At 59.6% G+C, this 21,140-nt stretch carries 27 protein-coding genes and 2 tRNA genes; 18 read left to right on the forward strand and 11 right to left on the reverse strand.

Annotated elements, in window-relative coordinates; genetic code table 11:
* Window positions 1–33 precede the first annotated feature (33 nt).
* The gene (locus ELQ88_RS34740; protein ID WP_228761537.1) at window positions 34–309 is read right to left on the reverse strand and encodes a hypothetical protein; all 276 of its coding nucleotides are present in this window, start codon (window positions 307–309) and stop codon (window positions 34–36) included.
* Window positions 310–802: 493 nt separating this feature from the next.
* Window positions 803–1,642: a UTP--glucose-1-phosphate uridylyltransferase GalU gene (gene galU / locus ELQ88_RS19250; RefSeq protein WP_138965082.1), complete on the reverse strand. Its 840-nt coding sequence runs from the start codon at window positions 1,640–1,642 to the stop codon at window positions 803–805.
* A gap of 292 nt (window positions 1,643–1,934) precedes the next feature.
* Between galU and ELQ88_RS19255 the strand changes: the two genes are divergently transcribed.
* Entirely contained in the window at window positions 1,935–2,123 is a 189-nt protein-coding gene (locus tag ELQ88_RS19255; RefSeq protein WP_128869366.1) for a hypothetical protein, read from the forward strand.
* A gap of 137 nt (window positions 2,124–2,260) precedes the next feature.
* Entirely contained in the window at window positions 2,261–2,542 is a 282-nt protein-coding gene (locus tag ELQ88_RS19260) for a hypothetical protein (RefSeq protein ID WP_128869367.1), read from the forward strand.
* 11 nt (window positions 2,543–2,553) lie between these two features.
* On the opposite strand, the gene ELQ88_RS19265 is transcribed toward ELQ88_RS19260, so the two are convergent.
* On the reverse strand, window positions 2,554–2,784 hold the full coding sequence (locus ELQ88_RS19265) for a hypothetical protein (protein WP_138967051.1): 231 nt from the start codon (window positions 2,782–2,784) through the stop codon (window positions 2,554–2,556).
* Between the two features lie 158 nt (window positions 2,785–2,942).
* Entirely contained in the window at window positions 2,943–3,299 is a 357-nt protein-coding gene (locus tag ELQ88_RS19270; RefSeq protein WP_128871514.1) for a hypothetical protein, read from the reverse strand.
* Window positions 3,300–3,510: 211 nt separating this feature from the next.
* Between ELQ88_RS19270 and ELQ88_RS19275 the strand changes: the two genes are divergently transcribed.
* The 15 genes from ELQ88_RS19275 to ELQ88_RS19355 all read left to right on the forward strand — a co-directional run bounded on the left by ELQ88_RS19275 (window position 3,511) and on the right by ELQ88_RS19355 (window position 14,767).
* Complete coding sequence (locus ELQ88_RS19275; protein WP_008065357.1) at window positions 3,511–3,813, forward strand: DUF1883 domain-containing protein; 303 nt, start codon at window positions 3,511–3,513, stop codon at window positions 3,811–3,813.
* A gap of 29 nt (window positions 3,814–3,842) precedes the next feature.
* Complete coding sequence (locus tag ELQ88_RS34350; protein ID WP_168187367.1) at window positions 3,843–4,019, forward strand: hypothetical protein; 177 nt, start codon at window positions 3,843–3,845, stop codon at window positions 4,017–4,019.
* 155 nt (window positions 4,020–4,174) lie between these two features.
* Window positions 4,175–4,879, forward strand: a complete 705-nt coding sequence (locus ELQ88_RS19280) for a 2OG-Fe(II) oxygenase (RefSeq protein ID WP_138967053.1) — start codon at window positions 4,175–4,177, stop codon at window positions 4,877–4,879.
* The gene (alkB, locus tag ELQ88_RS19285) at window positions 4,869–5,549 is read left to right on the forward strand and encodes a DNA oxidative demethylase AlkB (protein WP_138967055.1); all 681 of its coding nucleotides are present in this window, start codon (window positions 4,869–4,871) and stop codon (window positions 5,547–5,549) included. The genes ELQ88_RS19280 and alkB overlap by 11 nt, the downstream gene beginning before the upstream one ends.
* A gap of 87 nt (window positions 5,550–5,636) precedes the next feature.
* On the forward strand, window positions 5,637–6,701 hold the full coding sequence (gene ada / locus ELQ88_RS19290; RefSeq protein ID WP_138967057.1) for a bifunctional DNA-binding transcriptional regulator/O6-methylguanine-DNA methyltransferase Ada: 1,065 nt from the start codon (window positions 5,637–5,639) through the stop codon (window positions 6,699–6,701).
* A gap of 139 nt (window positions 6,702–6,840) precedes the next feature.
* On the forward strand, window positions 6,841–7,926 hold the full coding sequence (locus ELQ88_RS19295; RefSeq protein WP_138967059.1) for a nitronate monooxygenase: 1,086 nt from the start codon (window positions 6,841–6,843) through the stop codon (window positions 7,924–7,926).
* 509 nt (window positions 7,927–8,435) lie between these two features.
* The gene (gene modA, locus ELQ88_RS19315) at window positions 8,436–9,203 is read left to right on the forward strand and encodes a molybdate ABC transporter substrate-binding protein (RefSeq protein WP_138967061.1); all 768 of its coding nucleotides are present in this window, start codon (window positions 8,436–8,438) and stop codon (window positions 9,201–9,203) included.
* A complete protein-coding gene (gene modB, locus ELQ88_RS19320; protein ID WP_138967063.1) occupies window positions 9,204–9,884 on the forward strand; it encodes a molybdate ABC transporter permease subunit in 681 nt (226 codons plus the stop codon).
* Between the two features lie 3 nt (window positions 9,885–9,887).
* Complete coding sequence (gene modC, locus ELQ88_RS19325; protein ID WP_138967064.1) at window positions 9,888–10,967, forward strand: molybdenum ABC transporter ATP-binding protein; 1,080 nt, start codon at window positions 9,888–9,890, stop codon at window positions 10,965–10,967.
* A 102-nt stretch (window positions 10,968–11,069) separates the two neighbouring features.
* Window positions 11,070–12,107: a DNA topoisomerase IB gene (locus ELQ88_RS19330; protein ID WP_138967066.1), complete on the forward strand. Its 1,038-nt coding sequence runs from the start codon at window positions 11,070–11,072 to the stop codon at window positions 12,105–12,107.
* Window positions 12,108–12,359: 252 nt separating this feature from the next.
* Window positions 12,360–12,590, forward strand: coding sequence for a hypothetical protein (locus ELQ88_RS19335; RefSeq protein ID WP_007946177.1), 231 nt, complete (start codon window positions 12,360–12,362; stop codon window positions 12,588–12,590).
* Window positions 12,591–12,901: 311 nt separating this feature from the next.
* Window positions 12,902–13,186, forward strand: coding sequence for a hypothetical protein (locus ELQ88_RS19340; RefSeq protein WP_128871522.1), 285 nt, complete (start codon window positions 12,902–12,904; stop codon window positions 13,184–13,186).
* A gap of 154 nt (window positions 13,187–13,340) precedes the next feature.
* Complete coding sequence (locus ELQ88_RS19345) at window positions 13,341–13,766, forward strand: hypothetical protein (RefSeq protein ID WP_128871523.1); 426 nt, start codon at window positions 13,341–13,343, stop codon at window positions 13,764–13,766.
* 232 nt (window positions 13,767–13,998) lie between these two features.
* Window positions 13,999–14,208 carry a hypothetical protein gene (locus ELQ88_RS19350; RefSeq protein WP_128871524.1) on the forward strand — a complete coding sequence of 70 codons (210 nt, stop codon included), beginning with the start codon at window positions 13,999–14,001 and terminating at the stop codon, window positions 14,206–14,208.
* Window positions 14,209–14,323: 115 nt separating this feature from the next.
* Window positions 14,324–14,767, forward strand: coding sequence for a hypothetical protein (locus tag ELQ88_RS19355; protein WP_228761538.1), 444 nt, complete (start codon window positions 14,324–14,326; stop codon window positions 14,765–14,767).
* Between the two features lie 264 nt (window positions 14,768–15,031).
* On the opposite strand, the gene ELQ88_RS19360 is transcribed toward ELQ88_RS19355, so the two are convergent.
* From ELQ88_RS19360 to ELQ88_RS19370, 3 genes are all read right to left on the reverse strand, one after another.
* Window positions 15,032–15,118, reverse strand: a tRNA-Leu gene (locus ELQ88_RS19360).
* Between the two features lie 196 nt (window positions 15,119–15,314).
* Window positions 15,315–15,388: transfer RNA gene (locus ELQ88_RS19365), tRNA-Cys, on the reverse strand.
* 204 nt (window positions 15,389–15,592) lie between these two features.
* Entirely contained in the window at window positions 15,593–15,814 is a 222-nt protein-coding gene (locus ELQ88_RS19370; protein WP_138967068.1) for a DUF3079 domain-containing protein, read from the reverse strand.
* 162 nt (window positions 15,815–15,976) lie between these two features.
* Between ELQ88_RS19370 and ELQ88_RS19375 the strand changes: the two genes are divergently transcribed.
* On the forward strand, window positions 15,977–16,324 hold the full coding sequence (locus ELQ88_RS19375; protein WP_138967070.1) for a hypothetical protein: 348 nt from the start codon (window positions 15,977–15,979) through the stop codon (window positions 16,322–16,324).
* 31 nt (window positions 16,325–16,355) lie between these two features.
* On the opposite strand, the gene ELQ88_RS19380 is transcribed toward ELQ88_RS19375, so the two are convergent.
* From ELQ88_RS19380 to moaA, 4 genes are all read right to left on the reverse strand, one after another.
* Window positions 16,356–17,051: an anaerobic ribonucleoside-triphosphate reductase activating protein gene (locus ELQ88_RS19380; RefSeq protein WP_178084702.1), complete on the reverse strand. Its 696-nt coding sequence runs from the start codon at window positions 17,049–17,051 to the stop codon at window positions 16,356–16,358.
* Window positions 17,048–17,215, reverse strand: coding sequence for an anaerobic ribonucleoside-triphosphate reductase (gene nrdD, locus ELQ88_RS19385; protein WP_128871527.1), 168 nt, complete (start codon window positions 17,213–17,215; stop codon window positions 17,048–17,050). The genes ELQ88_RS19380 and nrdD overlap by 4 nt, the downstream gene beginning before the upstream one ends.
* Window positions 17,216–17,848: 633 nt before the next feature.
* Entirely contained in the window at window positions 17,849–19,864 is a 2,016-nt protein-coding gene (locus tag ELQ88_RS19390) for a ribonucleoside triphosphate reductase (protein WP_138967072.1), read from the reverse strand.
* 269 nt (window positions 19,865–20,133) lie between these two features.
* A complete protein-coding gene (gene moaA, locus ELQ88_RS19395) occupies window positions 20,134–21,126 on the reverse strand; it encodes a GTP 3',8-cyclase MoaA (RefSeq protein ID WP_138967074.1) in 993 nt (330 codons plus the stop codon).
* Window positions 21,127–21,140: the final 14 nt, after the last annotated feature.

Here is a 21,140-nt window from a genome sequence, read left to right on the forward strand (position 1 = left end):
CTTCGGCATACATGACGTAGTCGCCTTTCTGCGCTAAGCGCACTTGCTGACCGTTATCCAACGTGAACTCCATCGGCGCTGTCGCTTGTTGGACCACCCGCCGTTACGGGTTTGACTGCCCTCGGTTGCCCACCGGTAAACAGCGATGGGGGGATGAGCGATAACGTAATCCTGCTGCTGACGAATAAGCGCCTGGGCCTTTTCGTCGAATTTCGCAACTTGCTCCTCCGTAAAAGGCGAATCGTTCAGACTGTCGAGAAATTCAGGAGAGACATCGTTCGTATACAAGGGATGCAAGGGTGTATTCATTCGCAGGATCCTTATCCTTGGGGCTCTGGGTTACCTGCCCCTCTTCCCGCGGCAAGAGCGCTGAGCCGGACAAATATGGGGGTGGTCATAAATGATAAGGCGAACGCTAACAGCGTCGCGGCCCCCAAGGCAGGCTCAAAAAGACGATTAGGAAATTTCGCCAAAACAAAAACTCTTTTTCCTACAACAGTGCTGTTATGGAGTTGTTATTCGGGCAGGAGAATCTGTTTTATGGCCGGTTGAACAGCCACATCTCTTTAATGTTGCGCTGATACCCAGCGTCGAGGCGACGTCAATCCACGAGATGTTCCTCGACGATCAACTCTTTCAGAGGAGGATGGAGATAATTTGGCCCAGCGCCGCAACGCTCTTTGCAAACAGGCCATAACGAAAAATGCCCCGTATCTTTCGATACGGAGCATTTTCGTGGATCGCCAAGCAGAGGTTTTCACCCTGCCTGCGGGCGGTCTTCCATTACAAGCAGCTCAAGCTATCAGTAAGCCTTGCCAGTCTTGTAGAAGTTCTCGAAGCAGAAGTTGGTCGCGTCGATGTAGCCTTCGGCGCCACCGCAGTCGAAACGCTTGCCCTTGAACTTGTAGGCCATCACGCAGCCGTTTTGCGCCTGCTTCATCAGGGCGTCGGTGATCTGGATTTCGCCGCCCTTGCCTGGTTCCGTATCTTCGAGCAGGTCGAAGATGTCCGGGGTCAGGATGTAGCGACCGATGATCGCCAGGTTCGACGGCGCGTCTTCCGGCTTTGGCTTCTCGACCATGCTGTGCACGCGGTAGATGTCGTCGCGGATCATTTCGCCGGCGATCACGCCGTACTTGTGGGTTTCCTGCGGATCGACTTCCTGGATGGCGACGATCGAGCAGCGGAACTGCTTGTACAGCTTGACCATCTGGGTCAGTACGCCGTCGCCTTCGAGGTTAACGCACAAGTCATCGGCCAGGACCACGGCAAAAGCTTCGTCGCCGATCAGTGGGCGGCCGGTCAGGATCGCGTGGCCCAGGCCTTTCATTTCGGTCTGGCGCGTGTAGGAGAACGAGCAGTTGTCGAGCAGCTTGCGGATGCCGACCAGGTATTTTTCCTTGTCGGTGCCCTTGATCTGGTTTTCCAGCTCGTAGCTGATGTCGAAGTGGTCTTCCAGGGCGCGCTTGCCGCGACCGGTGACGATGGAGATTTCGGTCAACCCGGCGTCCAGTGCTTCTTCGACGCCGTACTGGATCAGTGGCTTGTTCACCACCGGCAGCATTTCTTTGGGCATGGCCTTGGTCGCTGGGAGGAAGCGAGTGCCGTAACCGGCTGCTGGGAACAAGCATTTCTTGATCATATAAGTCCTTGAAAGGGCTGTGTGTTCGAGTTTCGGCGCAGTCTAAGTCAGGCGACGCGCACCTTACAATGCCCCGCACTGGCTAACCAATGCCATCATAGAGAAATATTCTCGCGGATAGTTCCGCATAACGCTCTGCAGATCTTCCGCCGCCCTCTATAAATAGCCAAGGTTGGCAGACTTGCACGGTCATCGACCGGACAGGCAACCGCACCACCATACGCCCATCAGCACCTGTTGGCTGCATTTGGCGCTATCATTGCGCGATTGAACCAGCCAACGAGGCAGATAGATGTCGGAAGCAAAGAGCGTCAACGGGTACCTGATCAACCAGGCGAAAGACGGCCAGTGGTGGGTCGACAGCGTCGGCGGCGAGAATATCGCCGGGCCGTTCCCCAGCGAAGCGTTGGCGATCGAAGTGGCATCGGTGTTGCAAGACCAGCCTGCAGCCCCTAAACGCCGTGGCAAGGACAAGAGCTGATCCGCCCTGTCCACACAGCCCTGCTTCACGCAGGGCTTTTTTGTGATTACCCGCGGCGAAGTGGCCAATCGCTATAACCTTTTGCAACCAGCGCTGTCACAGGCTTAGCCCCATCATCCCGACGACGACCCCACTACATGAATAGATTTTTGCCACTGATTGCGCTTCTGGCCCTGACCGGTTGCGCCACGTCGGAAACGACTTACCTGCACAATGGCCAACAGGGCCTGACGATCGACTGCTCCGGGGAAGCCAATTCCTGGGGTACCTGCTACGAAAAGGCTGACGCCTCCTGCGCGGGCACCGGTTACAACATCGTCGGGACGGATGGCACACCTTCGACCAAGGAAAGCGACAAGACCCTGGGCGTGGATGTCGGCAATTACAAGAACCGCAGCGTGGTGGTGGTCTGCAAGTAAGGCACCCTGCCCTACATGTGGATCTCGGCGAACTTGATCCCCAGGCCGCGCACGGTCTCGATCAAGTCGTCGAGAGGCGCGAAGGATTCGACTTCATCGTTGTCATCCACCAGGAAATAACTGCGCCCGGCGCTTTTCTTGAAAAACACGATCCATTCTCCCGGGTTCGCCGGGTTCTGAATCACGTGGGTGGCAGAGATATGACCCTCTGCATGGCACTTGCGTACCTGCTCTCGCTTCATGCTCGACTCCAGAAATGACAATGCGGCCCTGCCCCTGCAGGAGCAAGCTTGCTCGCGATGGTCGTTAACGATAACGCGTGTTTACCGGTTAAACGCGGCGCTCTTGAGCCCATCGCGAGCAAGCTCGCTCCTACATAAACGTGGCGTTCTTGAGTCCATCAGCCGGAAATGCACGCGGTGGCGGCATCGCGAACATCCTGGGGGCGCAACGGCACATTGGAAATGCGTTCGTGCAACTTGATGCTACTGCCGCTGGAGCGCTCTTCGATGTCGAATACCGCCGCCGGGCCCGAGGATAGCTTCTGCGGCACGATCACCCGCACACCGTCCTTCTGCGGTTCGACCTGCAGGGCGCCACGGCTGTCGGCCAGTTTTTCGCTCAGGCACTGCGCATACTCATGGGGTTTCTTGCCTGAAATCACACTCATGGTAGGCAGCGTCTGACTGATATCCGAGACACTCGCACAACCACTCATCGCCACTACCAACGGCAGGATCCATATACCCCATTTCATGTTAAATCTCCGATAAAGAGCCTCCGACCGCATAAACGCGGTTTTTCTCCGAGGCTCGTTGCGTTTATCGCGCATGGAATCGCGAATAACTGTTTTTAATTGCCAAAGCACGCCTCGACGACCGGATAATAACCTGTTCGGGCTGATAAACTGCGCCAATCGCCCATGCTATCGTTTTGATTTTGTAGAAAAAGCCCTTCTGGAGGCGCCCATGAAATTTATCCACCAGCGCGAGCACCTCAACGAAGACGACATCGTCGTCATTCAATGCTCGCAAACCTGCAACATCCGCTTGATGAACGACGCCAATTTCCGCAGCTTCAAGAATGGCGGTCGTCACACTTACCACGGCGGTGCGTTCGACACCTTCCCGGCGCGTATTACTGCACCGAGCACCGGCTTCTGGAACATCACCATCGACACGGTCAACCGCCGGCCGATCAGCGTGACCCGCAAACCGACCCTGACCCATTCGATCAAGATCATCCGCCGCTCCAGCTCGAAACTGAGCTGAGTGACGCGACCTCCCACAGACCAGCAGGTATGACCGTGGCTCAAACGACCAAGTACGTCATCAAATACAAACTCAACGGCGAGCGCCGCTTCGAATTTGCCCAGCTTGAAAACGGCACCGAAGCAGAAGCCAAAGTCGCGCTGGACGCCATTCATGGCCAGGGTGACGATGTCATCAGTGAAATCAGCGTCAGCAAAGCGCTGTAACGCAATCCGCAGCGAGGAATTCGACCGCAAGCGCCGGAGTGTTCGCGCCGGCAGCGCTCCCTAGACTGGCGACCTCAACCCAGGTCAAGGCGTCAGAACATGTCCACTTCCTCGATTCGCCCTATCAGCGACATTGCCGATCGCGAGGCACGGCGATGAGCGAGCCACTTCTCGAAGGACTGGACTGGCCAGCCCTGGAGCAGCAACTGGATCAGGATGGCTGCGCGATCATCCGATCGCTCTTGAGTGGCCAGACGTGCGATGCAGTCAGCGCCCTGTACCCCCGGTCAGCACCGTTCCGCTCGCAAGTGATCATGGCTCGTCACGGTTTTGGCCGTGGCGAGTACAAATACTTCAGATATCCTTTGCCCGATGTCGTCGCTCGCTTGCGCAGTGCGCTCTACCCTCGCCTGGTGCCGATCGCCAATCGCTGGTACGAACGCATGGCCCTGCCGACCCGTTTCCCCGAGACGCACGAAGCTTTTCTCGAACGCTGCCATGCCGCCGGTCAGGAGCGCCCGACCCCGTTGTTGCTGCAATATGGGCCGCAGGATTACAACTGCTTGCATCAGGATTTGTACGGTGAACAGGTGTTCCCGCTGCAAGTGGCGATTCTGCTGTCAGCGCCGGACGAAGATTTCACCGGCGGCGAGTTCGTGCTGACCGAACAGCGGCCACGAATGCAGTCACGGCCACAGGTCATCGGCCTGAAGAAAGGCGACGGCGTGATCTTTGCGGTCAATCAACGACCGGTCAAAGGCATTCGCGGCGATTACCGCGTGACCCTGCGCCACGGCGTAAGTCGCCTGCACAGCGGAAAACGGCATACCCTTGGAATCATTTTTCACGATGCCTCATGAGCCCATGTCCCCGATCACTTTCGACCTGTTTGCCGATGCCGAACCCGAGCAGCAGCCCCGGCGCGAACAGATTGGCGAACAGTCTTTCGTCCTGAGGGGCTTTGCCCTGCCCTGGCTGGACCGGTTGCTGCCCGCGCTGGACACAGTGCTGGCCGCGGCGCCGTTGCGCCAGATGGTCACGCCGGGCGGCTTCACCATGTCGGCGGCCATGAGCAGTTGCGGCACCTGGGGCTGGACCACCGACCGCAGCGGCTACCGCTACACCCGCCATGACCCGCAAACCGGACAACCCTGGCCAGCGATGCCCGCGGTGTTTTTCGAACTGGCCCAGGCGGCGGCGCGTGAAGCAGGGTTTGCCGGTTTCGTGCCCGATGCCTGCCTGGTCAACCGTTATGTCCCCGGCGCGAAGATGTCGTTGCACCAGGACAAGGACGAAGCCTGCCTGGCGGCGCCGATTGTCTCGGTGTCGCTGGGGTTGCCGGCGATGTTCCTGTTCGGCGGCTTCGAGCGCAGTGACAAAAGCCAGCGAATACCGTTGTTGCATGGCGATATCGTGGTCTGGGGCGGCGTCGATCGCCTGCGTTATCACGGGGTGTTGCCGATCAAGGCCGGCCAACATTCGCGCCTGGGTGAGCAACGCATCAATTTCACCTTCCGCACCGCCGGATGACGCCCTCGAATTCGACCGCAAGACCCGGAGTGCAGCCGCCCCGGCGCCTGGTTAATCTGGGTTGAACGGACCAACGGATATGACGCCATGACCAGTCACTCGCCAATTATCGCCACCGAGCTAGACCCGCGCTGGGCCGCTGTCGTCGCGCGTGATCCTCGCGCCGACGGGCAGTTTGTCTATGCCGTGAAAACCACCGGTATCTACTGTCGCCCCAGCAGCCTGGCGCGCTTGCCGAAACCGCAGAATGTCGAATTCTTCGACACCGCCGCCCAAGCCGAGGCGGCGGGTTATCGTCCGAGCAAACGGGCGGTCAAGGACCAGAGCGAGGTCGCCGCACGACATGCCCTGACCGTGGCCGCCGCTTGCCGCCAGATCGAAACCGCCGAACACCTGCCCGCGCTGGGTGAACTGGCGCTGGCTGCGGGCCTGAGCAGTTTTCACTTCCATCGGGTGTTCAAGACCGTGACCGGGCTGACACCCAAGGGTTATGCCACGGCCCATCGTTCCCGCAAGGTCCGCGAGCGCTTGACCGATGGCGGTTCGGTGACCGACGCGCTGTATGACGCCGGCTTCAACTCCAACAGTCGATTTTACGAGGCGGCGGATCAGTTGCTGGGCATGAAACCCGGCGATTACCGCGCAGCCGGCCAGAACACCGACATTCGTTTTGCCGTCGGCCAGTGTTCCCTGGGCGCGATTCTGGTGGCGCAAAGTACCCGCGGGGTGTGCGCGATCCTGCTCGGCGATGATCCGCACCAACTGGTCTGTGACCTGCAGGACAAGTTTCGGCGGGCCAACCTGATCGGTGCCGATCACGAGTTCGAACAGCTGATTGCCAAGGTCGTCGGTTTTATCGAAGCCCCGGCCATCGGCCTGGACTTGCCGCTGGATGTTCGCGGTACGGTGTTTCAGGAGCGGGTCTGGCAAGCGCTGCGGGAGATTCCGGTCGGCAGCACCGCCAGCTACGCCGAGATCGCCCAGCGCATCGGCGCACCGAAAGCCGTGCGCGCCGTAGCGCAGGCGTGTGGCGCGAACAGCCTGGCGGTGGCGATTCCGTGCCACCGCGTGGTGCGCAGCGATGGTAATTTGTCGGGGTACCGATGGGGGGTGGAGCGCAAGCGGCAGTTGCTGGAGCGGGAGGGGCTGTAGATCATAAGATCAAAGGTTCTAGAGCAAAGATCAGGATCAAAAGATCGCAGCCTCGCTTCGCTCGACAGCTTCTACACACCCCTTTTACACACAGCGGTTTTGTCGTTCCTGTCCTGTATTCACGTTGGAGAATTGTGCAATGAGCCAATGGCCAGATACCCGCATTCTTGATCTGCTCGGAATCGAACTGCCGATCATCCAGGCGCCCATGGCCGGCGCCACGACCTCGGCCATGGTGATCGCGGCGAGCAACGCCGGCGGACTGGGCTCGATGCCCGCCGCCATGCTGAGCGTCGAGCAGTTGCGCGAAGAACTGCAGACGATTCGTCAGCACAGCCAGCGACCGATCAACGTCAATTTCTTCTGTCATCAATCTCCGGCGGTCGATGAGCAACGCGCCCGGGACTGGAAACATCTGCTGGCGCCTTATTACCGCGAACTGGGCGTCGACTTTGACGCGCCGACACCGGTGTCCAACCGCGCGCCGTTCGATAACGCGGCCTGCGAAGTGATCGAAGCGCTACGTCCCGAAGTCGTGAGTTTTCACTTCGGCCTGCCGGAAAAATCCTTGCTGGATCGGGTGAAAGCGACCGGGGCCAAAGTCCTGTCTTCGGCCACCACCGTCGAAGAAGCCATTTGGCTTGAGCAGCAGGGTTGTGATGCGATCATCGCCATGGGTTATGAAGCGGGTGGTCACCGCGGGATGTTCCTCAGCGACGATCTGAGCAGCCAGATCGGCCTCTTCGCCCTGGTGCCGCAGATCGTCGACGCCGTGAAAGTGCCGGTCATCGCCGCGGGTGGCATAACCGATGCGCGAGGCGTCGCGGCGGCGTTTGTGCTCGGGGCATCGGCGGTGCAAGTGGGCACCGCGTATCTGTTCACGCCAGAGGCCAAGGTCAGCGCCTCTCACCACAAGTCCCTGCGCACGGCCAGGGCCAGCGAGACCGCCGTGACCAACATTTTTACCGGTCGCCCGGCACGGGGCATTCTCAACCGGGTCATGCGCGAACTCGGTCCGATGAGCGATAAAGCACCGGCCTTCCCGCTGGCTGGGGGGGCGCTGATGCCGTTGCGGGCCAAGGGGGAAGCGGACTTCAGCAACCTGTGGGCCGGGCAAGCGTTTACCCTGGGGGTTGAAATGAGCACGGCGCAGCTGACCCGCAAGCTGGCGGATGAAGGGTTGGCTAGATTGATTAACCGGGTTCAAAACTTGCAGCGTTTATGAGGCCGCCTTCGCTGGCAAGCCAGCTCCTACGGGGATCACCGGTGTACGGTTGAATTGTGGAAAACGCCATACCCTGTAGGAGCCGGCTTGCTGGCGAGGGCGTTTCCATTGGCGCTGCAAGACTCAAGGCCGCCTTCGCTGGCAAGCCAGCTCCTACGGGGATCACCGGTGTACGGTTGAATTGTGGAAAACGCCATACCCTGTAGGAGCCGGCTTGCTGGCGAAGGCGTTTCCATTGGCGCTGCAAGACTCAAGGTCGCCTTCGCTGGCAAGCCAGCTCCTGCGGGGATCACCGGTGTACGATTGAATTGTGGAAAACGCCATACCCTGTAGGAGCCGGCTTGCTGGCGAAGGCGTTTCCATTGGCGCTGCAAGACTCAAGGCCGCCTTCGCTGGCAAGCCAGCTCCTACACAGCCATATCTACAGCGTTCCGTTTGCAGGCGTTTCGCTATATATTCAGCTATATAGCGTTTCACCCCTCTGTACTTGCCTATAACGGAGCCGTTTCATGACCATTCGTGCCTCACGCTTTGCCCCCACCTGCCTTGCAAGCCTGATCGCTGTGTTCGCCTTGGGTTCTGCCCAGGCGGAGGAAGTCCAGGTCGCCGTCGCGGCCAACTTCACCGCGCCGATCCAGGCCATCGCGGCTGGTTTCGAGAAAGACACCGGGCACAAACTGGTCACCTCCTTTGGTGCAACCGGCCAGTTCTACACCCAGATCAAGAACGGCGCACCTTTCGAAGTGTTCCTCTCCGCCGACGACACCACCCCGCAAAAACTTGAAACCGAAGGCGACACCGTCAAGGGCTCGCGCTTCACCTACGCCATCGGCACCCTGGCGCTGTGGTCAGCCAAGGAAGGCTACGTCGACGCCAAAGGCAACGTGCTCAGCGACACCCGGTATCAGCATCTGTCCATCGCCAACCCAAAAACCGCGCCTTATGGCCTGGCCGCGACCCAGGTGCTGGCCAAGCTGGGCCTGACCGACAAGGTCAAAGCCAAGATCGTCGAAGGCCAGAACATCACCCAGGCCTATCAGTTCGTCTCCACCGGCAACGCCGAACTGGGCTTCGTGGCCTTGTCGCAGATCTATAAAGACGGCAAAGTCACCGGCGGTTCGGCCTGGATCGTTCCGGCCGAGATGCACGACCCGATCAAACAGGATGCGGTGATCCTCAACAAAGGCAAGGACAACCCGGCCGCCAAGGCGCTGGTTGACTACCTCAAGGGTCCGAAAGCCGCCGCCGTCATCAAGTCCTACGGTTACCAACTCTAAATGACCCTATCGAGTGCCGACTTTTCCGCCATCTGGCTGACCCTGAAACTGGCGTCGCTGACCACGGTCATCCTGCTGATCATCGGCACGCCGATTGCGTTATGGCTGTCGCGCACCCAATCCTGGCTGCGCGGTCCGGTCGGGGCGATCGTCGCCCTGCCCCTGGTGCTGCCGCCTACGGTCATTGGCTTTTATTTGTTGCTTGCCCTCGGCCCCCACGGGTTTGTCGGCCAGTTCACCCAATCCCTGGGGCTCGGCACCCTTACCTTCAGTTTTGCGGGGCTGGTGATCGGCTCGGCGCTGTACTCGATGCCATTCGTGGTCCAGCCGCTGCAAAACGCTTTTTCCGCCATCGGCACCCGCCCCCTGGAAGTGGCCGCGACCTTGCGCGCCAATCCCTGGGACACTTTTTTCAGCGTGATCCTGCCCCTGGCCCGGCCGGGTTTCATCACTGCGGCCATCCTCGGTTTCGCCCACACCGTCGGCGAGTTCGGCGTGGTGTTGATGATCGGCGGCAACATTCCCGACAAGACCCGGGTGGTCTCGGTACAGATCTACGACCACGTCGAGGCCATGGAATACGCCCAGGCCCATTGGCTGGCCGGGGCGATGCTGGTGTTCTCGTTTGCCGTGTTGCTGGCGCTCTACTCCAGCCGCAAAACCAAAGCGGGCTGGAGCTGATCGATGATTCATATGCGCTTGAAACTGAAATATTCGGGGTTCGCCCTGAATGTGGACTTGCAATTGCCCGGTCGTGGCGTCACCGCGCTGTACGGTCACTCCGGCTCGGGCAAGACCACTTGCCTGCGCTGCATTGCCGGCCTGGAACGGGCCGAACAGGGCTTTGTCCAGGTCAACGATGAGGTCTGGCAGGACAGCGACCAGCAGATTTTCGTCCCGCCGCACAAACGCGCACTGGGTTATGTGTTTCAGGAGGCCAGCCTGTTTCCCCATCTGTCGGTGCTGGCCAACCTGGAATTCGGCCTGAAGCGAATCCCGAAACCACAACGCCGGGTCGACATGACTCACGCCACCGAACTGCTCGGGATCGGCCATCTGCTGGACCGCCATCCGCAGCACCTTTCGGGCGGCGAACGGCAACGGGTCGGCATCGCCCGCGCCCTCCTCACCAGCCCGAAACTGCTGCTGATGGACGAACCGCTGGCGGCGCTGGACAGCCAACGCAAAAGCGAAATCCTGCCCTACCTGCAACGGCTGCACGATGAACTGGACATCCCGGTGCTGTACGTCAGTCACTCCCAGGACGAAGTCGCACGGCTGGCCGACCACATCGTCCTGCTCAGCGATGGCAAGGCGCTGGCCAGCGGTCCGATCGGCGAAACCCTGGCCCGGCTCGATCTGCCCCTGGCATTGGGCGATGACGCGGGCGTGGTGATCGAGGGGCATGTCAGTACCTATGACCCCGAGTATCAACTGCTGACTCTGCAGCTGCCAGGCACCGCCCTGAACATTCGCGTGGCGCACACGCCGATGGACGCGGGCCAGGCACTGCGCTGCAAGGTTCAGGCCCGGGATGTCAGCCTGAGCCTGCACAACGTCGAGCACAGCAGCATCCTCAATCGCCTGCCGGTCACCGTGATCAGTGAGATGGGCGCCGACAATGCCGCTCACGTGCTGATCCGGCTGGACGCCGCCGGCACGCCGCTGCTGGCGCGAATCACCCGCTACTCCCGGGACCAGTTGCGCGTGCAGCCCGGCCAGCAACTCTGGGCCCAGATCAAGGCGGTCGCCGTGCTGGCATAATCTGGCTGGCATGGCCTGGCTGGAATAACTTTGCCGGCACCACTGCAACGGCCTGCGGTCAATGGCAATAACGGCCCCTGATTCGTTGCAAGGACTACCGCCATGTCCGATACCGTACCGCCCGACGTACTGCCGCCTGATCTGCATTACGTCGATGACACCCTGCCCGGCATCACCCGCAGGACACTGCGCGGCAAGTTCTGCTACTTCGATCCCGCGGGCCAGCGCATCACCGACCCGGACGAAATCAAGCGCATCAACGCCCTCGCCGTGCCCCCGGCCTACACCGCCGTGTGGATCTGCGCCGACCCGCGCGGCCACCTGCAGGCCACCGGACGCGATGCCCGGGGGCGCAAGCAATACCGTTATCACGCACGCTGGCGGGAAGTGCGCGATGCCGATAAGTACTCGCGCCTGCGGGACTTCGCACGCGCCTTGCCCAAACTGCGCCGACAGCTGGAAACGCTGTTGGCGGCACCGGGTTTCAGTCGGGACAAAGTCATGGCCACGGTCATCACCTTGCTCGACGCGACACTGATCCGGGTCGGCAATACGCAGTACGCGCGGGATAACCGCTCATACGGCCTGACCACCCTGCGCAGCCGTCACGTCGAGATCAATGGCAGTGCGATCCTGTTCCAGTTCCGCGGCAAAAGCGGCGTTGAACATCAGATCACCGTGAAAGACCGACGCCTGGCGCGGATCATCAAGCGCTGCCAGGAAATCCCCGGGCAAAACCTGTTTCAGTATCTGGATGAAAACGGCGAACGGCATAACATCAGCTCCTCCGACGTCAACGCCTACCTGCAAACCCTGACCGGCGCCGACTTCACCGCCAAGGATTACCGCACCTGGGCTGGCAGCGTCCTGGCGTTGTCGGTATTGCGTCAATTGCAATGGGAGCCGGAGTCGGACGCCAAGCGCCATGTGGTGGAGATGGTCAAGAACGTCGCCCGGCAACTGGGCAACACCCCGGCGGTCTGCCGCAAGTGCTACATCCACCCGGCAGTGCTCGACGGATTTCTCCTGGGGGCCCTGGCCGAGTTGCCGCGCCCCAGAACACGCAAAGGACTCAGGGCCGAGGAAGTCGGACTGGCGACTTTTCTCGAGAAGATGATCGCCGCCGCGGACAATCCCTGACTGGCGGCACACCGCCGATTCAACCGACGAACTGCCCGTTGATTTTTTGCATGATCGCAAATGGCTTCTATGCTTGTTCTGGACACTGCAATGACGCAGTTGAGCGCCAGGTCTCAGATCACCGCCCGACAAGGCTGTAGTCCGGGTCTATACTGAAAAATGCTGAAGGATCAGCGACCCATCGGTCGAAAGCTCGCTCCCAGCGGGCTTTTTGCTACCACTGACAAGGTTTCTTCAACGGAGGTGTTTGCCATGTCCGAAAAAGAGTCCATCACCACCCTGCTCACCCTGCTTGACTCGCGCCAGGCTCGCTTGGCTGCGGCGTGCAAGGAAATCGCCGACTGGGTCGACCATCAAGGAGGGCACCCGACTGCACTCAGAATTCGTGATCGACTGAATGACATCGAGAAGGACACGCCACTGATCCGCAACACGCTGTCTTCGCTCAAACCTGTCGACCCGCCCCTGCCGCGGTTCAGATGATTGGATCTGGTCAACGGATTCGAGAGCACGGCCTGATTCAGGACGCATGAACGGCAACGATCAGTTACCGGGTGCGTCCTTGCCTGAGTGCTTGCCACTACACCCGTCAACCCGACCTGGCGTCGGGATTTTTTTACCTGAAGTTTCCTTTCACATTGCTTTCACAATTCACCCCCTACAGTGGCCTCACTCCTTTTGAAGCATCCCTTGGCCCGCCCGCATGCGAGCCTTTTTTTTTGCCCGTGACCCGGCCGACGAACATTATCACCTGCGCAAGGTCAAACGATCACACGTCACCAAGGAGACGTCTGATGGTCACCCACTTCAAGATCGGCGGGCATCTGGCCTGCGGTCATAAAGGCTCCAATCTCACCTCGACCCGCGAACTGAACCGCGTGAAATGCAGAAGCTGTCGCAACACCGACGCCTTCAAGCAAGCCCGCAAAGACCAGCGCAACGCTGCACGCCGCGCCTCCCGTACAACCAGAGTCACCCGCACTGCCAACGACTGGCGCGCGGCCTGGACCGAGCGGCTCACCGCCATGGCCGGACGGCAACGCTTGCCTCGGGGTTTTACCGGCCAACCATTCGTTTAGCCAAGCCATCAGGCGGCCGGGTTGCGTTGATTCGGCCCGGCCGCCTCTTGCACAGCACTCAGTAGAAAATCGGATGGAACAAGGCTGTTCGTTATGTTTCCAAAGGTATATGCCCTGACCTTGCAGGCGGGGCGTTACTGGAGAGGAAATCCCGATGAACAGTAGACTTGTGCTTCTGCTTGCCTGCCTGAGCCCTACCCTGACGATGGCCCAGGGGTGCGATGTCCTGACCCGATCCCAGAGCCCTTCCGTGCCCGTCATCGAGACCCACACCTGCTATGAGTACAAAGGCATGCCGGTGGACGCCACCGACTGGTCCTGCAGCAACGAGAGCAAGGAGATGCTGACCAGCACCAAGAAAAAAGTCGAACAGTGCGACGACCTTTACCAGGCCACATGCCTGGGCACCGTGACGCCCGAATCCCTGGCCAACCCTCAGTCCGTCAGCAAGGACAAGAACAGCAAGGCACTGAACATCCCGAAAGATGCCCAGATCATTACCTATTACTACGGGGCTGAAAATCTCGGGCAATCGAAGGTCGATTGCGAAACCGGCGGTGGCACCTGGAAACAGAAATAGTGACTGACGCATACTGAACTTAACTGACCCGCCTGGTTGGGCACCACAGCGCTTAAGGTTAGAAAAATCAAAACTACGCACTATATTATTTGATTATTAGTGCTATAGCGTCGCTGCCAGCAAGGGGCGGCGTTGTCGTGTCAATTTGTTGGCAACAATGAATTTCCTCAACTAGGATTCCTAGCGCATCCAGCGTCGTTTTTTATAACTGCGTCCAATCAGGGAGAGATAGATGTCATCCATCCGTGCCGCCGAAAAAACCTATCGTGGCTGGTCCAGCCCGATCCTGCTCGAACTCAAGGAGCGAGAGCATCAACTGGATCCTGATGCCCGGCAGGCCTTGCAAAACGTGCTGGTGGAGAGAAGGCTGCTGGATGTCGGCAATCCTGCAGGGAGCGATCGCCGCAAGCCTGATCCGACGCCTGGCGGAGGTCGACCATAAATTTGTAAAACACCGGTATCGATACTCGTCCTGTCACAGACCAGAACCCAAGATTCTGTGTCGATTGGGTCTGGTGACGCTCCTGGCCTGGCGATCAAAAAAGAGGTTGCGCGTTGTGAAAGGCAAATTATTGGGCGCCGCCGCCACCTTGGCGATTATTGGTGCCGTGACTTATGGGTTGAGCACTTGGGAAGCCAGCGAGAATCCGCAACGGGATGAGCAGTGCAAGATTGCCCGACAGCGTGTGAAAGTGTTGGAAATCCAGGCACGCGCACTGGCCGCGGGGCTCTCGGTCGATGGCTACGCCGAGGCCGAGAAGGCCGAAGTCGGCAAGCTGGTTCTCGCGCTCGATACGGCCAGGAATGAACAAGAAGTCGAGGCGGTCATCGCGGCGCACGCTGCCACGGTTCAAGCGCAGGTTGCCGCGTCCGATGCCGAGGTAAACTCCCGGGGCGATCAGCTGTTTCTCGAGCAACGGCTCAAAGAGCAGCGAATCCCCGCCGACGTCAAACAGCAACTCAAGCGCGCCGAAAAGGCCGTCGCCATCGCCTGTAACTGACCGTTGGCATTTCACTCCAGCTCGATCTGGCGATATCCAAGCCCACCCAGTAACGTGACCAGTTCCGTCCAAGTGAATCCTGCTTGCTTGTTCAGCAGCTTCTAGATCGAGTGGGGCATACGATCGTCGTCATGCTTGACCAGTACATCGGAAAGGAAGGGGAAAAGTCTTGTCAACGATGTGAATTGCGGAACATATCAAAAATTGCGCAACAAAAACACGAAGGGCCTGCATGAGAAATCTCACGCAAGCCCTTGATATGTATGGTGCCCGAAGCCGGAATCGAACCGGCACGCCCTTACGAGCGGGGGATTTTAAGTCCCATGCGTCTACCAGTTTCGCCATTCGGGCGGTAGCGCGGTGAAGCGGTCTGAACAGTGCCAATTAAACAAGCTGGCCATTCTGACGCTTGTGCAGCAGAGGTGGAAATATATACATCCCATCCCGGTGAAGCAAGTTCGCAAATGCCCATTTCAAGACTAAATCTTGCCGGACAATGCAAATAAAAAAGCTCCGTAAATCATAGATCTACGGAGCTTGTTTAAAGTGGAGGCCGAGGTCGGAATCGAACCGGCGTAGGTGGATTTGCAATCCACTGCATAACCATTTTGCTACTCGGCCTCAAACATCTGATGTCATGTAGCACAACACCAAACGCGTACAAACTTGGAGTAAGATCTTGATCTAACTCCTTGAAAACATTGAGCTTTTTGAGCGGTCAGTGCTTTCGATGGCGTGAATTATGTACTGATTTCCCGAGGCTGGCAACCCCTTGATTTCAAAAAAAATTCTGCCGGGTGGATTGGCTGTTTTTCGAGCGCCCGTTCAGCCCTGCGGGTCGGGATCTTCGGCTATTTGTACCACGGCAATCAACGGGTCTATACCCCAGTCCCCGTGCAGATACCAGTCGTCCCCGATCATTTCGGCAGGATGCATCGTCCGGTCGGAGCCATTGCCACAGGCTAATGAACTGGCTGGGCAATACCGGTCGCAGCCCCAGCAAATGCGCTCGGGGTGTTTGGGGCTGATGGGAAAAGGCTTGGCCATGTCGATCCCTCGGTTTATATCCAGGGTGTACCGCCAACGTACATCGTTCGCGCAACGGTGACCTTGATAGGGATCAAGCGCCGACATTGAGCGCGCGTACCTGATGGCAGTCTTGAGGCTAGACTTTCGACAGCCACATGAATTGACCTGGAGATGCTGCTGATGCCTGATAAAACCCCTCCCTCGACCGAACAATCCCCGGTCCAATTGTCGACCTGGGAAGATATAGGCGCGGAACAATCACTCGAAGCAGAGGCCTTTACCACGCCACCGGATTTGACCAATGCCGAGCTGGTACATCTGCGTGTCCGGGTGATCGCCCTGGAAAACCTGGTCATTGCCTTGCTGACCCAGGGGTCGGCTCAGCAGTTGGCTATCGCCCGGGAAATGGCGGCCTACATTTCCCCCCGCCCCGGCTTCACCCAGCATCCGCTGACGATTCATGCGGCGGCGCAGATGAATGACAGCGTCGATCGTGCCGAGCGATTTCGCAAGCGTTATGCGCCTTGATCCGCGTGATGTACGGATGTTGCAACCTGGATCAACCTCGCAACACAAAGGCGGGAAACAGCTCGCGCATCTCGGCCCAAAGCTCAGGCAACAAGGCTTGCGCCGAAACGCTCGACAACAGCGGATCGAACATCCGCTCGGTACGCACCAGTTGCACGGCGAAGCGCTTGACCCCGAGCTGGCTCAAACGCTGCGCCAGGATCAATAGACGCGCCGGCTCGAACAAATGCCAGTGGACAGTGGTGCGACATTCATAGGCGACCCCACTGGCCAGCAGATGCTCGAGGCTGCGCCAGTTGGCGGTGCCGCTGCCCTCGACCCGGGTGATGGCCTGGCAGTCCTCGGGCAACGCCTTGACATCGAAACCGACCCAATCGGCCCCGGCCAGGGCCCTTGAAAAGGCCGCGGGCTTGATCCCTGCGCTGTGCAAACCGATGCGAAAACCCAGCGTCCGCACTTCATCCATGGCGTTGGGCAAGGCATCCTGCAGGGTCGGTTCTCCGCCGCTGAACACTACGGCATCGAGCAGGTCCTGGCGCCGTTGCAGAAACGCCAGCACCCGCCGCCAGTCCACCTCCTCGGTGCCACGGGGAGGGATCAACTGAGGGTTATGACAGTAGCGACAGCGCCAGGCGCACCCCTGGCAGAACAGCACGCACGCGAGCTGTCCCGGGTAGTCGATAGTGGTCAGGGGCACCATGCCCCCGACCCGCAGCATTCGACTCATTGGCGCCCGGCCAGTGCCGCGCTTTCAGTGAAATGCACCCGCTCGCGGTGCTCTGACTGTTTGCCTGGATTGAACGCCGACACGGGACGGTGGTAACCCATCACCCGGGTCCAGACTTCGCAGCGTTGACGTTGAGCCTGGGGCAGTGGTTGCGATGCAGTCATGGTGAAGCTCCTTGCGGTTGAGTGGATTGAAATGAACGAACGGTACGGAGGTCCCCTGTAGGAGCTGGCTTGCCAGCGAAAGCGGCCTCGAGTCTTGCAGCGCTCATGAAGACGCCTTCGCCGGCAAGCCGGCTCCTACAGAGGAGCGTGATCGGCTTCAATGAACGGTGCCGATACCAAACCCTGTAGGAGCTGGCTTGCCAGCGAAAGCGGCCTCGAGTCTTGCAGCGCTCATGAAGCCGGCTCCTACAGAGGAGCGTGATCGGCTTCAATGAACGGTGCCGATACCAAACCCTGTAGGAGCTGGCTTGCCAGCGAAAGCGGCCTCGAGTCTTGCAGCGCTCATGAAGACGCCTTCGCCGGCAAGCCGGCTCCTACAGAGGAGCGTGATCGGCTTCAATGAACGGTGCCGATACCAAACCCTGTAGGAGCTGGCTTGCCAGCGAAAGCGGCCTCGAGTCTTGCAGCGCTCATGAAGCCGGCTCCTACAGAGGAGCGTGATCGGCTTCAATGAACGGTGCCGATACCAAACCCTGTAGGAGCTGGCTTGCCAGCGAAAGCGGCCTCGAGTCTTGCAGCGCTCATGAAGACGCCTTCGCCGGCAAGCCGGCTCCTACAGGGGGGTGATCAGCATCAGTGAAGGGAGCCGGTCTGCTGTTCTTTGAGCAGCAGGACCTCGTCGCATTTGGGGCAGAACTCGTGTTCGCCATCCAGGTAGCCGTGCACCGGGCAGATGGAGAACGTCGGGGTCACGGTCAGGTACGGCAGGCGGAAGCGGCCAAGGGCCTTGCGCACCAGTTGCTTGCAGGCTTCGGTAGAGGAAATCCGCTCGGCCATGTACAGGTGCAGGACCGTGCCGCCGGTGTATTTGCATTGCAGTTCGTCCTGCAGCTCCAGGGCTTCGAAGGGGTCGTCGGTGTAGCCCACCGGCAGTTGCGACGAGTTGGTGTAGTACGGCGCCTGGGTGCTGCCGGCCTGGAGGATGTCGGGGTAGCGCTTGATGTCCTCCTTGGCGAAGCGATAGGTGGTGCCTTCCGCCGGAGTCGCTTCGAGGTTGTACATATGCCCGGTTTCCTCCTGGAAACGCAGCAAGGTGGCCCGCACATGGTCCAGCATGTTCAGGGCAAACTGGCGGCCGTACTCGGTGTGCATGCCCTCCTCGTCACCGGTGAAATTGCGCAGCATTTCATGCATTCCGTTGAGACCGATGGTGGAGAAATGGTTGCGCAGGGTCCCCAGGTAACGCTTGGTGTAGGGGTACAGACCGGCATCCATGTGGTGCTGGATCACTTTGCGCTTGACCTCCAGGCTCTCCATCGCCAGTTCCATCAGGGTGTCCAGGCGCTGCAACAAACCACTGACATTGCCCTTGAACACATGACCCAGGCGCGCACAGTTGATCGTTACCACACCGAGCGATCCGGTCTGTTCCGCCGAGCCGAACAGGCCGCCGCCCCGCTTGAGCAGCTCACGGACATCCAGCTGCAAGCGGCAGCACATCGAGCGCACCTGATTGGGCTGCAGGTCCGAATTGAGGAAGTTCTGGAAGTACGGCAGGCCGTAACGGGCGGTCATCTCGAACAGCCGGTCGGCGTTTTCACTGTCCCAGGGAAAGTCATAGGTGATGTTGTAGGTCGGGATCGGAAAGGTGAACACCCGCCCTTTTGCGTCGCCGGCCTGCATCACCTCGATGTAGGCGCGGTTGAGCAGGTCCATTTCCACTTGCAGCTCGCCATAGGCAAACGGCATTTCCTCGCCGCCGATGACGGGGATCTGCTCACGCAAATCCTGCGGACAGACCCAGTCAAAGGTCAGGTTGGTGAACGGCGTCTGGGTGCCCCAGCGCGAAGGCACGTTGAGGTTGTAGATGAACTCCTGGATCGCCTGGCGCACCTCCTCAAAACTCAACTGGTCCTTGCGTACATAGGGTGCCAGGTAGGTATCGAACGAGCTGAACGCCTGGGCGCCGGCCCATTCGTTTTGCAGAGTGCCGAGGAAATTCACCATCTGCCCCAGGGCACTGCTCAAGTGCTTGGGCGGACCGGCTTCGACCCGCCCCGGCACGCCGTTGAGGCCCTCGTGCAGCAGCACGCGCAGCGACCAGCCAGCGCAGTAACCGGCGAGCATGTCGAGGTCGTGCACATGCAGGTCCGCCTCGCGGTGGGCCTGGCCGATGGCCTCGCTGTACACCTCGTCCAGCCAGTAGTTGGCGGTGACCTTGCCCGATACGTTGAGTACCAGGCCGCCCAGGGAATAGCCTTGATTGGCGTTGGCCTGGACTCGCCAGTCGTCGCGGTCCAGGTATTCGTTCATCGAGGTCGCTACTTCGACCAGGGTCCGGCGGTCGCGGCGCAAGCGCCCGTGTTGTTCGCGGTAGACGATGTAGGCGCGCATGGCGAAGAAAAACCCGGCGTCCATCAAGACGCGCTCGACGCGATCCTGGACCTGCTCGACGTGCAGCCGGGATAACCCTTCCAGCCGGGCCAGTACCGCCTGCAGCAAGCCGTCGACTTCATCCTCGGTGTATTCCCCGGTCGCCTTGCCGGCGGCGATCAACGCCTGGCGGATCTTGTCCGCATCGAAGGCGACCAGACTGCCATCGCGTTTGTGCAAGCGGTTGAATCCTGTTGCGATCAGCGTGCTCTGCATTCGGGGCTCCAGACACTACATATAGATGTTTAAACTTAAATAAACACAACATGCAGTGGAGACTACGGACTAAGGGCTGATCTGCAATTGATCAACATCAAGAATATGGGAACAAAAACAACTGGGAAATGACCGAAATGCCAGCCACCCCTGTAGGAGCAAGCTTGCTCGCGATGGTCGTTAACGATTACGCGTGCTGCCTGACGAAACGCATCCAGATTCAAGTCCATCGCGAGCAAGCTTGCTCCTACACAAAACCGAGGTCGGGCTTACCCGCCACTCATATTCATGAACCGCACGATCTGCACCTCCCCCTCCGGGCTGAAATCATGGCGCAGGGGCTTGCCGCGCAAGGCTTTGTGGATTGCATCGATCACCGGCTGGTCATCCAGCGGATAACGCCGCAGCAATCCGCGTAAATCCAGAGCATCCTCCTGCCCCAGGCACAGCAACAGCTTCCCCTCCACAGTCATCCGCACCCGATTGCAGCTGCCACAGAAGTTGTGGCTGTTGGGTGAAATGAAGCCGATGCGGGTCTCGGGGTGGCGCTCCAGGCGCACATAACGCGCCGGCCCACCGCTGTTTTCGGTGCTGTCGAGCAAGCGATGCCGCCCGGCGATCAGCGTGCGCACTTCATCGCTGGAACAAAACGACTCGCCCCGGGAGCGCCCGACGTCGCCCAGGGGCATTTCCTCGATAAAGCTGATATCGATGCGCTGGTCGATGGCGTATTGCACCAACGCCGGGACCTCATCGAAATTGCGCCCCTTCATCACCACGCAGTTGAGTTTGACGCGCTCGAACCCCGCGCCGCGCGCCGCTTCGATGCCGCCCAGCACCTGGTCGAGATCGCCGTTGCGGGTGATCGCCCGAAACTTCTGCCCGTCCAGGCTATCGAGGCTGATGTTCATCCGTTTGACCCCGGCCTCCACCAATGGCCCGGCCAGCCGCCCCAGTTGCGAGCCGTTGCTGGTCATCACCAGTTCGCGCAAACCGGGCAAGGCGGCGATGTTGCGGCACAATCCGACAATGCCCGGGCGAATCAGCGGCTCACCGCCGGTGAGGCGGATCTTGCGAACGCCCAGGCCGACGAACAGCGTCGCCAGGCGCTGCAATTCCTCCAGGGTGAGCACCTGCTGACGCGGCAGGAAGGTCATGTTTTTCGCCATGCAATACACACAGCGAAAATCACACCGGTCCGTCACCGACATCCGCAGATAATCGATCTGGCGCCCAAAACCATCCTGCATCACAGCGTTCATCACATCTCCCGATT

The sequence above is a fragment of the Pseudomonas sp. MPC6 genome (assembly GCF_006094435.1).
Classification (GTDB): Bacteria; Pseudomonadota; Gammaproteobacteria; order Pseudomonadales; family Pseudomonadaceae; genus Aquipseudomonas.

Bases quoted from the DNA above. Each gene is read 5' to 3' on its own strand.
- ELQ88_RS19275 (WP_008065357.1), top strand. From the start codon at position 3,511: ATGAAATTTATCCACCAGCGCGAGCACCTCAACGAAGACGACATCGTC.
- ELQ88_RS19295 (WP_138967059.1), top strand. From the start codon at position 6,841: ATGAGCCAATGGCCAGATACCCGCATTCTTGATCTGCTCGGAATCGAA.
- ELQ88_RS19280 (WP_138967053.1), top strand. From the start codon at position 4,175: ATGAGCGAGCCACTTCTCGAAGGACTGGACTGGCCAGCCCTGGAGCAG.
- modA (WP_138967061.1), top strand. From the start codon at position 8,436: ATGACCATTCGTGCCTCACGCTTTGCCCCCACCTGCCTTGCAAGCCTG.
- nrdD (WP_128871527.1), bottom strand. From the start codon at position 17,215: ATGACTGCATCGCAACCACTGCCCCAGGCTCAACGTCAACGCTGCGAA.
- ELQ88_RS19335 (WP_007946177.1), top strand. From the start codon at position 12,360: ATGTCCGAAAAAGAGTCCATCACCACCCTGCTCACCCTGCTTGACTCG.
- ELQ88_RS19330 (WP_138967066.1), top strand. From the start codon at position 11,070: ATGTCCGATACCGTACCGCCCGACGTACTGCCGCCTGATCTGCATTAC.
- ada (WP_138967057.1), top strand. From the start codon at position 5,637: ATGACCAGTCACTCGCCAATTATCGCCACCGAGCTAGACCCGCGCTGG.
- ELQ88_RS19255 (WP_128869366.1), top strand. From the start codon at position 1,935: ATGTCGGAAGCAAAGAGCGTCAACGGGTACCTGATCAACCAGGCGAAA.
- ELQ88_RS19340 (WP_128871522.1), top strand. From the start codon at position 12,902: ATGGTCACCCACTTCAAGATCGGCGGGCATCTGGCCTGCGGTCATAAA.
- alkB (WP_138967055.1), top strand. From the start codon at position 4,869: ATGCCTCATGAGCCCATGTCCCCGATCACTTTCGACCTGTTTGCCGAT.
- ELQ88_RS19350 (WP_128871524.1), top strand. From the start codon at position 13,999: ATGTCATCCATCCGTGCCGCCGAAAAAACCTATCGTGGCTGGTCCAGC.
- ELQ88_RS19375 (WP_138967070.1), top strand. From the start codon at position 15,977: ATGCCTGATAAAACCCCTCCCTCGACCGAACAATCCCCGGTCCAATTG.
- ELQ88_RS34740 (WP_228761537.1), bottom strand. From the start codon at position 309: ATGAATACACCCTTGCATCCCTTGTATACGAACGATGTCTCTCCTGAA.
- ELQ88_RS19270 (WP_128871514.1), bottom strand. From the start codon at position 3,299: ATGAAATGGGGTATATGGATCCTGCCGTTGGTAGTGGCGATGAGTGGT.
- ELQ88_RS19345 (WP_128871523.1), top strand. From the start codon at position 13,341: ATGAACAGTAGACTTGTGCTTCTGCTTGCCTGCCTGAGCCCTACCCTG.
- ELQ88_RS19265 (WP_138967051.1), bottom strand. From the start codon at position 2,784: ATGAAGCGAGAGCAGGTACGCAAGTGCCATGCAGAGGGTCATATCTCT.
- modC (WP_138967064.1), top strand. From the start codon at position 9,888: ATGATTCATATGCGCTTGAAACTGAAATATTCGGGGTTCGCCCTGAAT.
- ELQ88_RS19260 (WP_128869367.1), top strand. From the start codon at position 2,261: ATGAATAGATTTTTGCCACTGATTGCGCTTCTGGCCCTGACCGGTTGC.
- ELQ88_RS19370 (WP_138967068.1), bottom strand. From the start codon at position 15,814: ATGGCCAAGCCTTTTCCCATCAGCCCCAAACACCCCGAGCGCATTTGC.
- modB (WP_138967063.1), top strand. From the start codon at position 9,204: ATGACCCTATCGAGTGCCGACTTTTCCGCCATCTGGCTGACCCTGAAA.
- ELQ88_RS19380 (WP_178084702.1), bottom strand. From the start codon at position 17,051: ATGAGTCGAATGCTGCGGGTCGGGGGCATGGTGCCCCTGACCACTATC.
- ELQ88_RS19390 (WP_138967072.1), bottom strand. From the start codon at position 19,864: ATGCAGAGCACGCTGATCGCAACAGGATTCAACCGCTTGCACAAACGC.
- galU (WP_138965082.1), bottom strand. From the start codon at position 1,642: ATGATCAAGAAATGCTTGTTCCCAGCAGCCGGTTACGGCACTCGCTTC.
- ELQ88_RS34350 (WP_168187367.1), top strand. From the start codon at position 3,843: ATGACCGTGGCTCAAACGACCAAGTACGTCATCAAATACAAACTCAAC.
- moaA (WP_138967074.1), bottom strand. From the start codon at position 21,126: ATGAACGCTGTGATGCAGGATGGTTTTGGGCGCCAGATCGATTATCTG.